This window comes from Hyphobacterium indicum (assembly GCF_003129605.1).
Classification (GTDB): Bacteria; Pseudomonadota; Alphaproteobacteria; order Caulobacterales; family Maricaulaceae; genus Hyphobacterium; species Hyphobacterium indicum.
The window spans coordinates 37,049-53,704 of the sequence record NZ_QBDX01000004.1 but is presented as its reverse complement, the minus strand read 5'-3'; the positions used below and the strand labels follow the sequence as shown (position 1 = coordinate 53,704).

Annotated in this window: 16 protein-coding genes and 1 tRNA gene; 7 read left to right on the top strand and 10 right to left on the bottom strand. The window is 61.0% G+C overall.

Annotation, left to right across the window (positions count from 1 at the left end):
- Window positions 1-6: 6 nt before the first annotated feature.
- Together DBR16_RS08170 and DBR16_RS08165 are read right to left on the bottom strand one after the other, a co-directional pair.
- Window positions 7-1,026: an extracellular solute-binding protein gene (locus DBR16_RS08170; protein ID WP_109260780.1), complete on the bottom strand. Its 1,020-nt coding sequence runs from the start codon at window positions 1,024-1,026 to the stop codon at window positions 7-9.
- Window positions 1,027-1,170: 144 nt separating this feature from the next.
- Window positions 1,171-1,245, bottom strand: a tRNA-Val gene (locus DBR16_RS08165).
- Window positions 1,246-1,498: 253 nt separating this feature from the next.
- Here DBR16_RS08165 and DBR16_RS08160 point away from each other — a divergent pair.
- Window positions 1,499-1,753: a phosphoglycolate phosphatase gene (locus DBR16_RS08160; protein ID WP_109260779.1), complete on the top strand. Its 255-nt coding sequence runs from the start codon at window positions 1,499-1,501 to the stop codon at window positions 1,751-1,753.
- Here DBR16_RS08160 and DBR16_RS08155 read toward each other — a convergent pair whose 3' ends face one another.
- Entirely contained in the window at window positions 1,754-2,434 is a 681-nt protein-coding gene (locus DBR16_RS08155) for an HAD-IA family hydrolase (protein ID WP_109260778.1), read from the bottom strand.
- 110 nt (window positions 2,435-2,544) lie between these two features.
- On the opposite strand from DBR16_RS08155, the gene glmU reads away from it, so the two are divergent.
- Genes glmU through DBR16_RS08130 form a run of 5 tightly spaced genes read left to right on the top strand, consistent with a single transcriptional unit; the run spans window position 2,545 to window position 8,808 of the window.
- Window positions 2,545-3,888: a bifunctional UDP-N-acetylglucosamine diphosphorylase/glucosamine-1-phosphate N-acetyltransferase GlmU gene (gene glmU / locus DBR16_RS08150; protein WP_109260777.1), complete on the top strand. Its 1,344-nt coding sequence runs from the start codon at window positions 2,545-2,547 to the stop codon at window positions 3,886-3,888.
- Between the two features lie 2 nt (window positions 3,889-3,890).
- Window positions 3,891-5,360, top strand: coding sequence for an NAD-dependent succinate-semialdehyde dehydrogenase (locus tag DBR16_RS08145; protein ID WP_109260776.1), 1,470 nt, complete (start codon window positions 3,891-3,893; stop codon window positions 5,358-5,360).
- Window positions 5,357-6,058 carry a ribose-5-phosphate isomerase RpiA gene (gene rpiA, locus DBR16_RS08140; protein ID WP_109260775.1) on the top strand — a complete coding sequence of 234 codons (702 nt, stop codon included), beginning with the start codon at window positions 5,357-5,359 and terminating at the stop codon, window positions 6,056-6,058. Before DBR16_RS08145 ends, rpiA begins: the two co-directional genes overlap by 4 nt.
- Before the next feature lie 12 nt (window positions 6,059-6,070).
- Window positions 6,071-7,447 (top strand): glutathione-disulfide reductase, encoded by a 1,377-nt coding sequence (gene gor / locus DBR16_RS08135; protein ID WP_109260774.1) that lies wholly within the window; start codon window positions 6,071-6,073, stop codon window positions 7,445-7,447.
- Window positions 7,444-8,808 (top strand): class II 3-deoxy-7-phosphoheptulonate synthase, encoded by a 1,365-nt coding sequence (locus tag DBR16_RS08130; RefSeq protein ID WP_109261804.1) that lies wholly within the window; start codon window positions 7,444-7,446, stop codon window positions 8,806-8,808. The genes gor and DBR16_RS08130 overlap by 4 nt, the downstream gene beginning before the upstream one ends.
- Here the strand turns inward: DBR16_RS08130 and DBR16_RS08125 are convergent.
- Window positions 8,805-9,791, bottom strand: a complete 987-nt coding sequence (locus DBR16_RS08125) for a LysM peptidoglycan-binding domain-containing protein (protein WP_109260773.1) — start codon at window positions 9,789-9,791, stop codon at window positions 8,805-8,807. The two genes, DBR16_RS08130 and DBR16_RS08125, sit on opposite strands and share 4 nt — an antisense overlap.
- Before the next feature lie 99 nt (window positions 9,792-9,890).
- Between DBR16_RS08125 and DBR16_RS08120 the strand changes: the two genes are divergently transcribed.
- On the top strand, window positions 9,891-10,445 hold the full coding sequence (locus DBR16_RS08120; protein WP_109260772.1) for an LOG family protein: 555 nt from the start codon (window positions 9,891-9,893) through the stop codon (window positions 10,443-10,445).
- On the opposite strand, the gene gltX is transcribed toward DBR16_RS08120, so the two are convergent.
- The 6 genes from gltX to DBR16_RS08090 form a co-directional block, all read right to left on the bottom strand.
- Window positions 10,442-11,773, bottom strand: coding sequence for a glutamate--tRNA ligase (gltX, locus tag DBR16_RS08115; protein ID WP_109260771.1), 1,332 nt, complete (start codon window positions 11,771-11,773; stop codon window positions 10,442-10,444). The genes DBR16_RS08120 and gltX overlap by 4 nt on opposite strands.
- Window positions 11,774-12,550: 777 nt before the next feature.
- Entirely contained in the window at window positions 12,551-12,946 is a 396-nt protein-coding gene (locus DBR16_RS08110; protein ID WP_109260770.1) for an endonuclease domain-containing protein, read from the bottom strand.
- A gap of 131 nt (window positions 12,947-13,077) precedes the next feature.
- Window positions 13,078-13,467: a hypothetical protein gene (locus DBR16_RS08105; protein ID WP_109260769.1), complete on the bottom strand. Its 390-nt coding sequence runs from the start codon at window positions 13,465-13,467 to the stop codon at window positions 13,078-13,080.
- Window positions 13,468-14,001 carry a hypothetical protein gene (locus tag DBR16_RS08100; protein ID WP_109260768.1) on the bottom strand — a complete coding sequence of 178 codons (534 nt, stop codon included), beginning with the start codon at window positions 13,999-14,001 and terminating at the stop codon, window positions 13,468-13,470.
- Window positions 14,002-14,042: 41 nt separating this feature from the next.
- Window positions 14,043-15,689, bottom strand: a complete 1,647-nt coding sequence (locus tag DBR16_RS08095) for an NAD+ synthase (protein ID WP_109260767.1) — start codon at window positions 15,687-15,689, stop codon at window positions 14,043-14,045.
- Between the two features lie 43 nt (window positions 15,690-15,732).
- Entirely contained in the window at window positions 15,733-16,656 is a 924-nt protein-coding gene (locus DBR16_RS08090) for a Gfo/Idh/MocA family protein (protein WP_109260766.1), read from the bottom strand.

Sequence of the window (16,656 nt, the reverse complement as noted above, 5' to 3'; positions counted from 1 at the left end):
CAAATCCTAGGGCCAGCCGGCGCGGTCGAACACGCGGCGGGCGGCTTCGGCATTATCTCCCAGTGTCGACATGTTGAGCGTATCCGCCTGAAAGCCCATCAGTTCGCGGACGGCCGGGTTGTCGAATGCGGCGCCCTCGACCGCCGGGAATTCATTGGTGAGCTCGGCATAGGCCCGCTGCCCGGTTTCACTCAGGAGGAAGCGGATCAGCGCTTCCGCATTCTCGGGGTGAGGGGCGTTGGCGGCAATTCCTGCGCCGGAGATGTTAACATGAGTGCCGTATTCACCGGCCGGAAAGATCAAGCCGATGCCATTGGCGACACTCAGATCATCAGAGTTCTCCGAATTCGCAAGCCGCAGATAATAGTAATGATTTACGACCGCGACATCGCATTCACCTGCATGAATTGCTTGCAGCTGATCGGTGTCGCCCCCCTGAGGCGGACGGGCAAAATTGGCCACGACGCTGCGCGCCCAAGCTTCTGCCACCGCCTCGCCATGGTGAGCGATGATGGAGGCCAGCAGTGACTGGTTATAGGCATTGTCCGAACTGCGGATGCAGATCCGCCCCTGCCAGCGCGGATCGGCCAGATCCATATAGCTGGTGATTTCGGAAGGGTCGACGCGATCCTCGGCATAGGCAATGACACGTGTACGAAGCGCGAAACCGACCCAGTGACCATCGGGATCAATAAAGCGTTCCGGCACACCTTCCGCAATCGTGGAATAATCGGTCCGGGCGAACAGGCCGGCGTCCTCTGCGCGTTGAAGCCGCGAGGCATCGACGGTGATCACGACATCTGCGGGACTTCGGTCGCCATCCGTTCGGATGCGTTCGATCAAAAGATCGCCGCTGGCCTCGATCAGATTGACTTCAATGCCGGTCTCTTCGGTGAAGCGGGCATAGGCAACCTCATCCGAATCATAGTGGCGGGCGGAATAGACGTTGACGACTTCGGTATCAGCGGGCTGGCTGCAGGCCGCCGCCGTAAAAGCGACAATCGCTGACAAAATCAGGCGGGTCATGGATCACTCCGTAATCTCTGATCCTGTCCCTTACATTTTTGCGAATGTTTCGCAAGTAGTTGGCCTGCGGCGAATTGCAGCGTTGCGGTAAAAGAGTCCGGCCAGGCTGTCCAAATGGCGGTTAATACAGGCTTTAAGGCGGAATGGTGGGCGATGCTGGGATTGAACCAGCGACCCCTGCCGTGTGAAGGCAGTGCTCTCCCGCTGAGCTAATCGCCCATTCCAGAGCCGCGGCGTATAGGCCGCAGGCCCCTTGCTGGTCAAGCGTCACACACAATTGATCGGCGCATTTCTAAATTTTTCTAAATAATTGGCCGGAACGGCTTGACGCGGCGACATGAAATCGTCATAGAGCCCGCCAGCCTGTTAGCAGGTGGTGCGGAGAGGCAGTGTTTTTCACGCAGTCTCCGTTTTCCAAGAGGGGAGCGCACGTAACCCAGGCGGGAATGGCCCGCCGGTTCGGAGTATCGCTATGAGTAATGACCTCTGCACGCCGGAAGGCGCGCGTCGACTGAAGCAACGGATCGAAGCCTACTGGGCTGACCGGGGCTATGATGTGAATATTGAACTGGTGGATGCCGGTTTCATGCCGGCCATGCGGTCGGCACGGACCGATGTCCGCTCGAACATGGTCAATGGCATGCCGCGCCGTCAAAGCGCCGCCAATGATTCGACGCCCGATCGTCGGACCGCCAATGACCGGCTGCCGGAACTGCGCTCGGCCTGATCACCGGCCTTGCCAGAGCTTTTCCAGCGTTTCGGGCAAGCTTCTGAAATCATCGAGTACCGCATCTGCGCCCAGGGCGAGATGCGGTATTTCGCTATATCCGTGGGTCAGTATGACGCACGGAATGCCCGCAGCCTGTCCGCAGGCGGCGTCGGTAATGGAATCGCCGATCAGCGCCAGATTGGGTCCGGCATCACCGACCGCGCTCCAGAAATGGGCGGCATCGGGCTTTTTCGCCTCGGTCCGGTCGGGTCCGATGATGCGTTCGAAATAATGCGTCAGGCCGAGCGCTTCGATCAGGGCATCTGCCAGCTCGCTGGGCTTGTTGGTGCAGATTGACAGCCTCGCACCACGTGCATTCAGCTTGTCTAGTACCTCCAGACTTCCTTCGAAGGGGCGGCTGAGATCGGCAATGCCTGACCGGTAGACCTTGATGAAGTCGGCGACGCGGTGATCAACACCGGCCGAATCGATTTTCCGGTCCTGGGCTGCGTAAGCGCGTTCGATCAGTACACGGGCTCCGCGCCCGACCATGGCGCGGACATCCGCCAGCGCGACATTGTCCAGACCGTCTGCCGCCACGACTTCATTCAGAGCCCGCACCAGATCCGGCGCGGTATCCACCAGTGTGCCATCCAGGTCGAAGGCAATTCCGGCCCCCTCGAAACAGTCCGACATCATTTCTGATCCTCAAGTCTGCGATCTCCCCCAAACGGGCGGTCGCTTCCTGTATTTGAATGGTCTATAGCCCGATAGCCCATTTGCAATGTCGCAGGGATCAGGAGCCGCATATGACCGCACCGCGCGCCGCTATCATTCTCGCCGCCGGCCTTGGTACGAGAATGAAATCCGATCTGCCAAAATGTATGCACCAGGTCGGCGGACGGCCGATGCTGGAATGGTCGATAGATCTGGCGAGGAAAGCCGGTGCCGAGCGGGTGGTTACAGTCTATGGCAGGAAGTCGCCCCAGATTGGCGCGTTGGGCGAGGCGAACAATACGCTGACGGCGCTGCAGGACCCGCCCAAGGGAACCGGTCATGCGGTGCAATGTGCCGAGAGCGCGATGGCCGGCTTTTTGGGCAATGCTATCGTGCTGTATGGCGACACGCCCCTGATCACGCCGCAAGCGGTGGAGAAGGTTTTCGCCGCACTTGAATCGGGTGCCTCGGTGGCGGTGCTGGGCTTCACCCCGGAAGATGCCGGTGCCTATGGACGGCTGGTTGTGAAGGACGGCGTGCTCGACCGGATTGTGGAGTACAAGGATGCCAGCGAAGAAGAACGCGCCATCGGCTTTGTGAATTCCGGTGTGCTGGCGGCGCCGGCGCCTTTATTGTTCGAATTGCTGGGCGAAGTCACCAACGACAATGCCAATGGGGAATACTATCTCACGGACGTTGTCGGGCTGGCGCGCAAGCGTGGCCTGAAAGCCGTCGCTGTTGAAGGCGATGCGGCCGAAGTCCTCGGCGTCAACTCGCGAGCTGATCTGGCGGAAGCCGAGGCAAGCTGGCAGACCCGCCGCCGCGGCGAAGTCATGCGCGATGGCGTCACGCTGACCGCGCCGGAAACCGTTTTCCTTGCTCATGACACGGTCATTGGCCGCGATGTCATTATCGAGCCGAATGTGGTTTTCGGCCCTGGCGTGACGGTCGAGGATGGCGCGACAATTCATGCCTTTTCGCATCTTGAAGGGTGCGTGGTCCGCGCCGGGGCAGACATCGGTCCGTATGCACGGTTGCGGCCGGGCGCGGATATCGGAGCCGGCGCAAAGATCGGCAATTTTGTCGAAGTGAAGAAATCCACATTCGGCTCCGGTGCAAAAGCCAATCACCTTGCCTATATCGGGGATGCGGATGTCGGTGCGAATGCCAATATCGGTGCGGGAACCATCACCTGCAATTATGACGGTTTCGGCAAGCACAGAACCCGGATCGGCGAGGGGGCCTTTATCGGCTCGAATTCCTCGCTGGTGGCCCCGGTCAACATTGGCAAGGGGGCTTATACCGGTTCGGGGGGTGTGGTGACCGAGGATGTGCCTGATGATGCCCTGGCGTTGGGACGCGCCAAACAGGTCAACAAGGACGGCTGGGCGTCGCGTTTTCGCGCGGCGATGCAAAAACGCAAAGCGGAGCGGTAATCATGATATTGTCCGACCGGTTGAAGGACAAAAGCCTTTACAAGACCCAGTCCTACTACGGAGGTGAATGGCATTCCGGCCCAGATACATTTGCGGTCGATAATCCGGCCAACCGGTCGAAGCTGGCCGATGTCGTGGATGTCGGTGCTGATGGCGCAAAGGCTGCGATTTCGGCGGCGGCAGCCGGGTTCCGGGTGTGGCGCAAGACCTCGCCCTTCGAGCGCACGCGCATCCTGTTGAAATGGTATGAGCTGATCAATGAAAATGCCGATGATCTGGCAACACTGATCACGTCCGAAATGGGCAAGCCCTGGGCCGAAGCCAAGAGCGAGGTGGCCTATGGCTCGGCATTTATCGAATGGTCGGCGCAGGAAGCGGTGCGCATTCACGGGGAAACCGTCACCGTGCCGTTTCCCGGCACACGAGGCTGGACAATCCATCAGCCGGTCGGCGTTGTGTCCTGTATCACGCCGTGGAATTTCCCCTCGGCCATGATCACGAGGAAAGCCGCGCCAGCTCTGGCGGCGGGCTGTTCGATTGTCATAAAGCCGGCCCCGGAAACGCCGCTGACGGCGCTGGCGCTGGCCGAGCTGGCGGACCGGGCCGGATTTCCCGCCGGCGTCTTCAATGTCATCTGCGGCGATGCGGAAAGGCTCGGGCCGGTGATGACCGGATCGCCGGAGGTCCGGATGATCGGCTTCACGGGTTCGACGGAAGTGGGCAAGCTGATCATGCGGCAGGCCGCCGATGGCGTAAAACGCGTGGCGCTGGAGCTTGGCGGAAATGCGCCCTTCATCGTCATGGATGATGCGGATCTGGAGGCAGCGGCCACGGGCGTGGCACAAGCCAAATTCCGGTCCGGCGGGCAGACCTGTGTCTCCCCCAACCGGATTATTGTTCAAAGCGGTGTGGCCGATGCTTTCCTCGACCTGCTGGAAAAGAAGATCGCGAAGATCAAGGCGGGCGACGGTTTTGAAAGCGGCGTGGATATCGGCCCGCTGATTCATGACGAGGCGGTCGCGCGCGTTGATCAGCTTGTAAAGGATGCTGTGGCCGGGGGCGCCCGTATCCGGGTTGGCGGGCAGCCGCTGGCCGATGAGCTGGGCGGTTCGTTCTATGCGCCGACCCTTCTGGAAGGCGGCAATTTCGATCAGGCGATTGCGCGCAACGAGATTTTCGGTCCCGTGGCTTCGGTCTATCGCGCGGACGACGAAAAAGAGATCATCGAACTCGCCAATAACACGCCTTACGGGCTGGCCGCCTATCTCTACACACGGGATATCGGCCGCGTCCACCGCATGTCGGAGGGCCTCGATTACGGCATGGTCGGCGTGAATGCGCCGATGGTCGGCTCGGCCTCCACCCCGTTTGGCGGGATGAAGGAATCCGGCATTGGCCGCGAGGGTGGCAAGTGGGGAGTCGAGGAATTCACCGAGCTGAAATATGTCCTGCTCGCGGGTGTGAATTCGTGAGTGCCTCAGAGCAGAAGGCCAATGCGGCCGCCGCCGCGCTGCAATATGTCAGCGACGGGATGACGGTCGGCCTCGGCTCCGGCTCGACCGCCGAACTCTTTGTCCAGTCGCTCGGCGAACGTGTACGCGGCGGGCTCAACATTGTCGGCGTGCCGACATCGGAACAGACGGCACAGCTGGCGGAATCGGTGGGGATTGGCCTGAAGCCGATTGACCATGTGGACCGTATTCACGTGACCGTCGATGGCGCCGACGAGGTTGATGGGCGCTTTCAACTGATCAAGGGCGGCGGCGGATGCCTTTTGCGCGAAAAGATTATCGCGCACGCTTCGGATCTGATGGTCGTCATCATCGATGAAACCAAGCTCAAGGCTCAATTGGGCGCGTTTCCGCTGCCGGTGGAAGTGGATCCCTTCGCTTTCACCATTACCGCCAAGAAGATTTTTGATGCCTTGCGGGCGACCGGCATTTCGCATGGCGATGTGAATTTGCGGCGGCGCGGCGACGGGCTGGAGCCTTTCATCACGGATGGCGGGCACTACATTCTCGACTGTGCGTGCAAGGCCATTCCCGATCCGGCCGGGCTCGCGGACCGGCTGGTTCACATTCCCGGTGTTGTCGAACACGGTCTGTTTATCGGTCTGGCACGGGTGGTGATCGTCGGTGAAGATGGCGGCGCGCGGGTTATGGAATTGTAGGCGGAAATAGTTTTGACAGATTTTGACTTCGACCTGTTTGTGATCGGTGCCGGCTCCGGCGGCGTGCGCGCAGCGCGGATGGCCGCCCTGCGCGGCGCCCGGGTCGCGATTGCCGAGGAATATCGCGTTGGTGGAACCTGTGTGATCCGTGGCTGTGTGCCCAAGAAATTCCTTGTCTATGCCGCAGCCTATGGCAAGGCCTTCAAAGAAGCGGCGGGCTATGGCTGGAGCGTGGGCGAAGTCCGCCATGACTGGGCGAAGCTGTGTGCGAATCTGCATGATGAAGTCGACCGGCTATCGGGCATTTACTGGAAAAACCTGTCCAATTCCGGCGTCGAGATCTTTCAGGACCGGGCCGAGCTGGAAGATGCCCATACGGTCCGTCTGATTGCCGGCGGACGCACGATTTCTGCCAGGTATATTCTGATTGCGGTTGGCGGAGCCCCGGCCCGGCTCGGCATCGAGGGCGACGAGCTGGCGATCTCGTCCAATGAAGTCTTCCTGTTGAAGCAGCGCCCGCAGCGTATCGTCATTGCGGGCGGCGGCTACATTGCCTGTGAGTTTGCCCAGGTCTTTGCGGGGCTTGGCTCCGAGGTTTGCCAGATCTACCGGGGCGATACGGTCCTGCGCGGCTTTGACGATGATGTTCGCGCGCATATTCATGACGAGCTGAAGCGCTCGGGTGTAAGGGTCATGACCCATGCCAATATCACGCGGATCGAGGAAGCCGGTGACGGGGCGCGCCGTGTTTATACCGATACCGGCGAGGAACTGACCGCAGATGTTGTGATCCAGGCGGTCGGCCGGGTGGCGCACACCCAGGGGCTGGGGCTGGACAAGGCCGGTGTCGAGACGGCCGCAGACGGGGCCATCATTGTCGACAAATTCTCGAAAACCAATGTCGATAATATCTATGCGGTCGGCGATGTGACCAACCGGATCAATCTGACTCCGGTGGCCATCCGCGAAGGCGCGGCCTTTGCCGCGACCGTCTTCGGTGACGACCCTACCGCCTTTGACCATGCCGATGTCGCCAGCGCGGTCTTCACCCAGCCGCCAGTCGGCGTGGTCGGCCTGACCGAGCACGAAGCGCGCAAGGCCTATGGCGCGGTGGACATCTACAAGGCCACCTTCAAGCCGATGAAAAATGCCCTGTCCGGGTCGGAAAGCCGGATGCTGGTGAAGCTGGTGGTCAAGCAGGACGATCAACGCGTTGTCGGCGTCCATATGGCCGGCGATGACAGCCCGGAAATCATCCAGGCGGTCGGTATTGCCGTGAAAGCCGGTTTGACCAAGCAGCAATTTGATGCGACCTGCGCGGTGCATCCGACTGTCGCCGAGGAATTGGTGACGCTGAAAGACAAATGGACACCGCCGGAAATTACATGAGCTGGACACCTGCCTCCTGGAGGGACAAGCCCGCCGCCCAACTGCCGGATTATCCCGATGCCGACGCGCTCAAGCGGGTCGAGGCCGAGCTGGCGGCGAAACCGCCACTGGTCTTTGCCGGTGAAGCCCGCCGCTTGCGGCGTCAGCTGGCAGATGTGGCCGCCGGCAAGGCGTTCCTGTTGCAGGGCGGGGATTGCGCGGAGAGCTTCAAGGAGTTTTCGGCGGACAATGTGCGCGACACTTTCCGCGTCATTCTGCAGATGGCGGTCATCCTGACCTTTGCGGCGGCCAAGCCGGTGGTCAAGGTCGGCCGCATTGCCGGACAATTCACCAAGCCGCGCTCCAATCCGATCGAGACCCAGAATGGTGTTGAACTGCCGAGCTATCGCGGTGACAGCGTCAATGACATGGCGTTCGAGCCTGAGGCACGGCGGCCGGATCCGCAGCGCCTGATCCGCTCGTATGAGCAATCAGCGGCCACCATCAATCTGTTGCGGGCCTTTGCATCCGGCGGTTTTGCCGATCTCGGCAATGTCCATCAGTGGACGCTGGAGTTTGTAAAGGATTCGCCTGCCAGCGACCGCTATACCGAGCTGGCCGGGCGGATTTCCGAAGCCCTAGCTTTCATGCGCGCTTGCGGCGTGACGGGGGATGCCGCGCGCAGCCTGGAAAGCGTGGACTTCTACACCAGTCACGAAGCCCTGCACCTGCCCTTCGAGGAAGCGCTGACACGGCGGGATTCAACCGGCGATGCCTGGCTGGCAACCTCCGCCCATATGCTGTGGATCGGCGAACGCTCGCGGCAACCCGATGGGGCTCATGTCGAATTTGCCAGCGGGGTGATGAATCCGATCGGCATCAAGTGCGGTCCAACCATGGAGCCGGACGACCTTTTCCCGGTTCTGGACAAGCTGAATCCCGACAATGAAGCCGGGCGGATCATACTGATCAGCCGCATGGGCGCGGATCGTGTGCGGGAACGCCTGCCGCATCTGGTCAAGGCGGTCGAGGGCGAGGGCCGGTCGGTGATCTGGTCCTGTGATCCGATGCACGGCAATACGGTGAAGACCGATAGCGGCTACAAGACCCGCGATTTCGACCGTGTTCTGAAGGAGCTGGAAGGCTTCATGCAGGCGGTGGCCGGTGAGGGGGCCTATCCGGGTGGAGTGCATTTCGAGATGACCGGCCGGGATGTAACCGAATGCGTCGGCGGTGCCAAGGCCCTGACCGAAGCGGATCTTTCTTCCCGCTATCACACGCATTGCGATCCGCGCCTGAATGCGGATCAGGCGCTGGACATGGCGTTCCGGATTGCCGAAGCGCTGACGGCGGCCCGTACGGGGACGTCCCGCGCCGCCTAACCGCCTTCTGCTTCGTCTTCGGGAATGTCGCCCTGGCTCGGCGTGGAAAAGACCTGGCCCGGATAGATCAGGTCGGGATCGCGGATCTGGTCCTGATTGGCCCGGTAGATCACCGTATAGCGCAAACCTTCCCCATAAACACGGCGGGCAATCCGCCACAGGCTGTTGCCGGGCTGCACGATAACACGGCCTTCGCCAAGCTGGACATCTTCCGGAGCGACGCGTTCGAAGGGCAGGGCGATCACCGCCTCGACCTCGCCGTCCACGGACAGCATGTCGATCTGCAGATCGTAGATTCCCGGGGCAAGGGTTTCCGCGGCGCGCAAGGACCAGCGGCCCTCGGGATTGGCACTGGTTTCGCCGACAATCGCCCCGTTGGCGAAAATGCGGACGCGGCTGCCGGGGGTGGCGCGGCCGGCGAAAATGACGGCTCCGCTGTCATCGTAATCGACGGTCTCAAGGGCCAGCGGGCCGGTGGCCACGCCGGTCATCGGACCCTGACGGACCTCACTGGCCTCGCCGGGGCGGGTGATCACAACGAGCGGAATTTCGTCTCTGGAGGCGGGTATGGACACCAGGACCGTCTGTTCGGACCGGATGACCTCGCCACGGCCGGACTCCATTTCCAGTGATAGTTCGATGGAACCGGCGGGCAGGGGATCGTTGAGGATGATCACCCATTCGCCGCGATCATCAATTTCTGTCTCGGCAATGGATTGGCCATCGGCAAGAATGCGCAGCGTCCATTCCGGAACGCCGCGGCCGGCAATTACGGCGGTTCCCGCCGGATCGATACGCACAATATCGAAAGACGGGGCCGGCGTGGTGACCAGAACGTCATTATCGACAGCGGGATTGGCCGGAGTGGCGAGTTCGCTTTGCTGCACAGGGGCGGGCGTGCGTGTCAGCACAAAAACGGCAGCTGCGCCGATTGCGAGAGCGCCCAGAATGGCGGCGAGAATGAGGGACCGCATGGCGGTCATGCCGAACTCCTTTTTTACTGGTGTATCACGGCCATCGATGGTCGCAACATGTGACAACGCGGCTTATGATCTCTTTGTCAGTCAAAAGGGCATGAAGAAATGGCGAAAGTGCGGTCGATTGGTGTTTTTTGCGGTTCGGCAACCGGCCGGAGCCCGGCCTATGTCAAAGCGGCCCGCGCTGCCGGTCAAGTCATCGCCGACCGCAAGGCCCGGCTGGTCTATGGCGGCGGCGATGTCGGCCTGATGGGCCAGGCCGCCCATGCCGCGCTGGAAGCGGGCGGGCAGGTGCTGGGTGTGATTCCGGAATTCATGATCGCCACGGAAGGCCTGTATGAAGCGGCCGAAACCCGCATCGTGACCACCATGTCGATTCGCAAGAACATGCTGATCGAGGAGAGCGACGCCTTTCTCATCATGCCGGGCGGAGTCGGCACGCTGGAAGAAGTGTTCGATGTGTTGTCCCGCCAGCGCCTGTCGCAACATGACAAGCCGGTCGCGTTTCTGGAGGTCGAGGGCTTCTGGGAGCCCTTCTTCAAACTGCTCTACCGCACCGAGAAAGAGGGCTTCACGCCGGACGGTTTCCACGATCATGTCAGCGTGCATGATGATGCCGGTGAGGCGATTGACCGCCTGCTGCGCGAAATCAGCGACTAGGCTTTCAGACGGTCCAGCGCCCGGTCGCGGCCGATCAGCGGCAGGAGTTCGGACATGTCCGGCCCGTGCTGTTCGCCGGTCAGGGCCATGCGCAATGGCATGAAGAGTGCCTTGCCCTTGCGGCCGGTGATCTCTTTCAGACTGCCGGTCCAGATTCCCCAGCTTTCGGCGGTCAGCTCGCCTTCAGGCAGAGCGGCAGCGGCCTGGGCTATGTAATCGGCTTCCTCGATGACCGGCGTGACCGGGCCTTCGATCAGCGTGTGCCAGGTCCTGGCGTCCGAGAGGCGTTCCAGATTGGGCGCGACCGCATGCCAGAAGGCTTCCCCGCCATCGGCGTCCATCGCCGCCAGGCGGTCCCGGACATCGGCATAATCAAGCTGGTGCAGGACGCGGGCATTGATGCGCTTCAATTCCTCGGGATCAAATCGCGCCGGTGCGCGCGAGAATTTGTCGAAGGAGAACTGGTCGATCAGGGTCTGGATATCAGTGAACGCCTCGATCGGATCTGACGTGCCGATCTTGGCGAGCAGGGACAGGATCGCCATCGGCTCGAAGCCTTCGACTTCACGCAGATCCTCGATCGCCAGCGTGCCGAGGCGCTTGGACAACTTGCCGCCATCGGCCCCGACCAGCAGCGCCTGGTGGCCGAAGTCCGGCACCTTGCCGCCCAGGGCTTCAAAGATCTCGATCTGGGCCCCGGAATTGGTGGTGTGGTCCTCGCCGCGGATAATGGTGGTGATGCCTGCCTCGATGTCATCGACCACGCTGGGCAGGGTATAGAGATAGGAACCGTCCTCGCGGATCAGGATCGGATCGGACAGCGAGGAGGTTTCAATTGTCGTCTCGCCACGGACCAGATCATTCCAGCTCACCGGCTTGCCGGAGAGTTTGAAACGCCAGTGTGGCTTGCGGCCTTCGGCCTCATAAGCGGATTTCTGCTCGTCCGTCAGGCTCAGCGCGGCGCGGTCATAGACGGGCGGCTTGCCCTGGGCGCGCTGGATCTTGCGTTTGCGGTCGAGCTCCTCGCCGGTTTCATAGGCCGGATAGAGCAGGCCCATATCCTTCAGCTTCTGCGCGGCGGCGGCGTATGTGTCGAAACGGTCCGACTGATTGAAGCTCTCGTCCCAGATCAGGCCCAGCCAGGTCAGGTCATTGCGGATTCCGTCCTCGAAGGCCCGGGTCGAGCGCTCCAGATCCGTATCATCGATACGCAGAAGGAAAGTCCCGCCGGTCTGGCGCGCATACAGCACATTGGTCAGCGCGGTGCGGACATTGCCGACGTGCAGCTTGCCGGTCGGGCTCGGGGCAAAACGGACTTTGGTGGTCATGGAATTTACCTGCTGAAACAGAAGCGCGCGGCTTAGCGCCGATGCGTCTTTGCGGCAAGGGTGAGGGGCGGTTGGACGCGTTTTCCTCTCTTCATTCCGGGGCGCGTTTTTTCCCTCTCCCATTTTCAAGAAGAGAGGGTGCCCAAACTCGACCTGCCTCATGGTGAGGCGCTTCTCGCAGAGAAGCCTCGAACCACGCATGCTCCTTCGAGGCTCGCTGTCGCGAGCACCTCAGGATGAGGTGGGAGGGAATGTGGGGAGGACACCGGATCCACATCTGCCATGCCGAACATCCCCGCCGGTCAGCGCCGCGAGGCTTTGAGGATGAGAGAGGGCGCGGGAGGAACTCGCAAGCCGTCTATGGATGTGTATGTGGGTGGCCTGCCAGGCCTCCCGCGCGGAATGTCTTACAACTGCCGGACCGTCTTTCAGGCACACCGGTATTTCGTCCTACCCGCCGGATTGCATGGGCTTTCCCCAACCGGGCAACCGGTTTCCACCGTTTCGTTGGCCAAGCCAGGAGGGCCTGACGATGGACCTTTCCACCCTTCAATCCTGCAAGGCGATATCCGCCCGCTTCCCTTTCAGGAGGCGTCGCACCCGCAGCCGCTCTTTCATGAACCGGATCGTTAGCCCGGCCCACTCGAGGCATTCCCCTCATCCCCCGATATACAGACGACCTGCAGACCGCCTCTCACGGGATGAGGTGCGGCGCATTATAGGGGCGGTTGGGGAGGGGTGGATAAGTTGGCGGACGGAGGCGGCTAATCGGGACCGCTAGCGGTTTTCCCTCTCCCCGCTTGCGGGGAGAGGGTAGGGTGAGGGGTTGTTTTCCAGAAACCGCACTGCTTCCAGAAGTGTCTCGGTAACGCCCTCGATATTGTTCAGAATGTCATGGTTCCAGAAGCGTAGCACGCGCCAGCCTTCGCATTGCAGCCAGCGTGAGCGATTATCATCATAGGGCTGACGGTCCGCATGCTGGCCGCCGTCCGCTTCGATGACAAGCTTCAGCTCCGCGCATGCAAAATCAGCGATATAGCGGCCAATCGGGAATTGCCGTTTGAATTTGTATCCGGCCAGTCGCCGATTGCGCAGCAGATACCAGAGCTTGCCCTCTGCATCGGTCTGTTCGCGCCTGAGTTTGCGGGCTCTATCACGGTTCGGATGTCGCACCCCCTCACCCTACCCTCTCCCCCTGAAGGGGGCGAGGGAAATAATCGCAAAGGTTGTGTTTCATGTCTTCTGTCGAACACCAACATCCCCGCCGGCGAATGCCGCGAGGCATGGGAATTGGAGCTGTGCTGCTAATCCATAATGAATGCGCTGGAGAGCGCATCACAGAACCGATTGATCGCCAGTTGTTCTTCTTCGCCCTCTGCACTCAACGCTTCGAGTTTAAGGACATACAGTCGGATGATGGCCATATGGTTTGTCCAGGCAATATCAACTTCAGAGCCCGGGAAATCGTAAGCGGTGCTTCCGATGGTCCACTCAAGAACGTGCGAGTTCATAGCGTCGAATGCGGCGCGAAATCGATCTGCGGTTAGCTCTGCCTCATGTCGACGGTAGTCAGCTTCCACGCCGGACTCGATTTCTCCACAAACCGGCCCGGGAGGAGGAGGCCAGTTTTCAGCGTCTTGGGCGATGGCTGGTTCAGCTGCCAATACCAGCAACGAAAATAACAACCTGACCATTCAATCAATCCCTGTCTCGGGAGGGAGCGTGATTTCACCGTCAATCCGCGTGAATGCAAAATTATCGGGAGTGCATCTTTGCCACGGCTCTTCGCTGAAATAGCCACTTTGAAAGCGACTTCGCCGCTGAATGAACCTGTCGTTTGAAAACGACCACCTGCCCGTTTCTTGATAAGACCGAAGGGTCGTGGAATTTTGTTCCAGCTCGACCAAATGAAGGCCTAGATTGGCAGTGCGCCCAGTGCAGGCCCCTTCAAAGCGCCTTGCCCAGATCAATTCTCGTGTCTGATAAAAATCATGCGCGTCGAGATCCGGGATTGGCGATAGGATCGCTTGGTCCGCTTCGCACGTAACGGCATATACGCAAACACCGACATTGTTGATATCGTATCGTTCTACATAATTGACGGCTTCAGCTTGCACGGTTGCAGCATCAAGAGTTCGCCAGCTGTCATAGCGACCATAGTAATCTACCGCGAAAACTACGGTCGGAATTCCAATGAGGATGGAGAATGCTATCGCGAGCCATTTCATGAAAGTGGATCAAACATCCAATTTTGGCGATAAAACGGCCTCTACCTCACCGAACGAAACTTGTTCGTAATCGGATAGCGGCGGTCGCGGCCGAAATTCTTGCGCCCGATCTTGGCGCCCGGCGGGGCCTGGCGGCGTTTGTATTCGGCGCGGTAGAGCATGTTCTCGATGCGCGCGATCAGCGCCGGATCATGCCCCTGCGCGGCGATTTCCTTCGGCCCGTGCTCGTTCTCGACCAGGCCGGTGAGGATTTCATCGAGCACGTCATAATCGGGCAGGCTGTCCTGATCGGTCTGATCGGGCTTGAGTTCGGCGGACGGGGCCTTGGTGATGATGCGTTCCGGGATCACCGTGCCGGCCGGGGCGAGGCCCGGTGAGGCGTTTTGCTGATTGCGCCAGCGGGCGAGCTGATAGACTTCGGATTTGTAGATGTCTTTCAGCGCGTTATAGCCGCCATTCATATCGCCATAGAGGGTGGCATAACCCACCGCCATTTCCGACTTGTTGCCGGTGGATAAAACCATCGGGCCGAACTTGTTGGACAGGGCCATTAACACCACGCCGCGCATGCGCGACTGGATATTCTCCTCGGTCGTGTCGGGTGTTTGCCCCGCGAAAATACCGGTCAATATGCCGCCCATGGCCGCAATGGCGGGCTCGACATCAATGATGTCATAGCGCACGCCGAGCGCCTCGGCGCAGGCCTTCGCATCCTCGAGGCTGTGATCAGAGGTGTATTTCGACGGCATCATCACGGCCCAGACCCGGTCCGGCCCGAGCGCATCCGCCGCCAGCGCCGCGGATATCGCGCTGTCGATACCGCCGGACATGCCCAACACGACGCCGGGAAAGCCGTTCTTGTTGACATAGTCGGCCAGCGCCAGACAGGTGGCTTTCCAGTCGGCCTCCAGACCGGTCAGGACTTTTGATTTCTGTTCGCTGGTGCCGGTCCAGACGCCATCCGCTTTTGTCCAGTCCGAATATGCCAGGTGTTCGGTAAAGGCGGGCAGGCGCTGGATTTCTCCGCCGCCCGGATTCCAGGCGAAGGAGGCTCCGTCAAAGACCAGCTCGTCCTGTCCGCCGACCTGGTTGACAAAAACCAGCGGCACATCAAGGTCCGCCCATTTCCCGAAGGCATCCCGGCGTTCGGATTCAATCGTGCGCCGCCAGGGTGACCCATTGATGGAGATGAAGAAATCCGCGCCCTGTGTGGCGAGCGCGCGCGGCACGTCTTCCAGCCAGATATCCTCGCAGATGGGCAGGCCGAGCCTGAGGCCGCGCCAATCCACCGGGGCGGGAATGTGGCCGGGTGCGAAAACGCGTTTCTCGTCAAAGACGGCATAATTGGGCAGGTCGTGCTTGTAACGTGTGGCCTTGATCTCGCCGTCGTCAATCAGCACCACCGCATTGTAGAGCTTGCCGTCCTCACGCCAGGGCGTGCCGATCAGCGCGGCGATGCCGGGCTCTTTCGCGAAGGTTTCGATGGCCGCATGGCAGGCTTCGACCGCGGCGGGCTTAAGCACGAGATCCTCGGGCGGATAGCCGAGAATGAAAAGCTCTGGAAAGGCAATCAGGTCCGCGCCATTGGCGGCGGCTTCGGCGCGCGCCGCCCGCGCCTTGTCCAGATTGGCAGAAATATCGCCGACCGTCGGGTTCAGCTGGGCGGAGGCTATACGCAGCTTTGTCATGGGCGCGATCTAGACCCGGTGCGCCGGGCATTCAAGCGCGAAGTCAGAGCGCGGCCGCCCGGTCAATGTCGCGAGCGACCGCGAGTGCGGCCAGGCCGGCTTCGGCGGGCACGGCCACCGGTGTGCCATCCAGCACGGACTCGATGAAGGCGTTGACGTTGGCGCCAAGGGAATCCTTCGCCTTCGGGTCTTCCGCAAAGTCGGCGTTCAGATCAAAACCGGTCTCGTTGATGAAGGTCTTGGCAACAAAATCGACTTCCAGAAATCCGCCTGCATAGTCGATGCGCATGACCCGGTCGAGCGCCTCGGCGGCCCGGCTGGATTCCAGCAGGGCCTCGAAGCCGTCCTCGAAGACCATGCGCACATCGGCCGCATCGGGCAGGCTGGTGAATATCCTGGTGGCGTTCGCTTCAAGGCGGGCGAGCGGCGCCCGCGCCAGCGCCATGACCAGGTCGAGATCATGGATCATCAGATCGACCGTGACCGAGACATCCAGATTGCGGGTCGAGCGCAGGCCCATGCGGCGTGCGGAAATGCGGCGCGGGGCTTCGTCGATGTCGAACACGCCCATGGCGTTGAACACAAAGCGCTCCTGATGGCCGACCTGAAGGACGAGATTGCGCTCGCGGGCGATGCGGATCAGCTCCCCGCCGCGGGCCGCGGTGTCCGCCAGCGGTTTTTCGGCAAGCACGTGGCGTCCCGCCTGCAGGGCCGCTTTCACACCGGTGTAATGATGCACGGCCGGGCTGGCGACGGTGACCGCGTCACAATCGGAGATCAGGGCCTCAAGGTCGGTATAGGCGCGCGTTTCCAGCTGAGCGGCCAGCGCCTCGGCGCGGCCTGCATCGGTGTCATAGACGCCCGCCAGGTGGACGCGGTCCGACGCGGCGTATTTGCGCGCATGGTGTCCGCCGAAAACGCCAGCGCCGATGACGCCCGCCTTCATCTGGGTATCGTGAATGCTCAT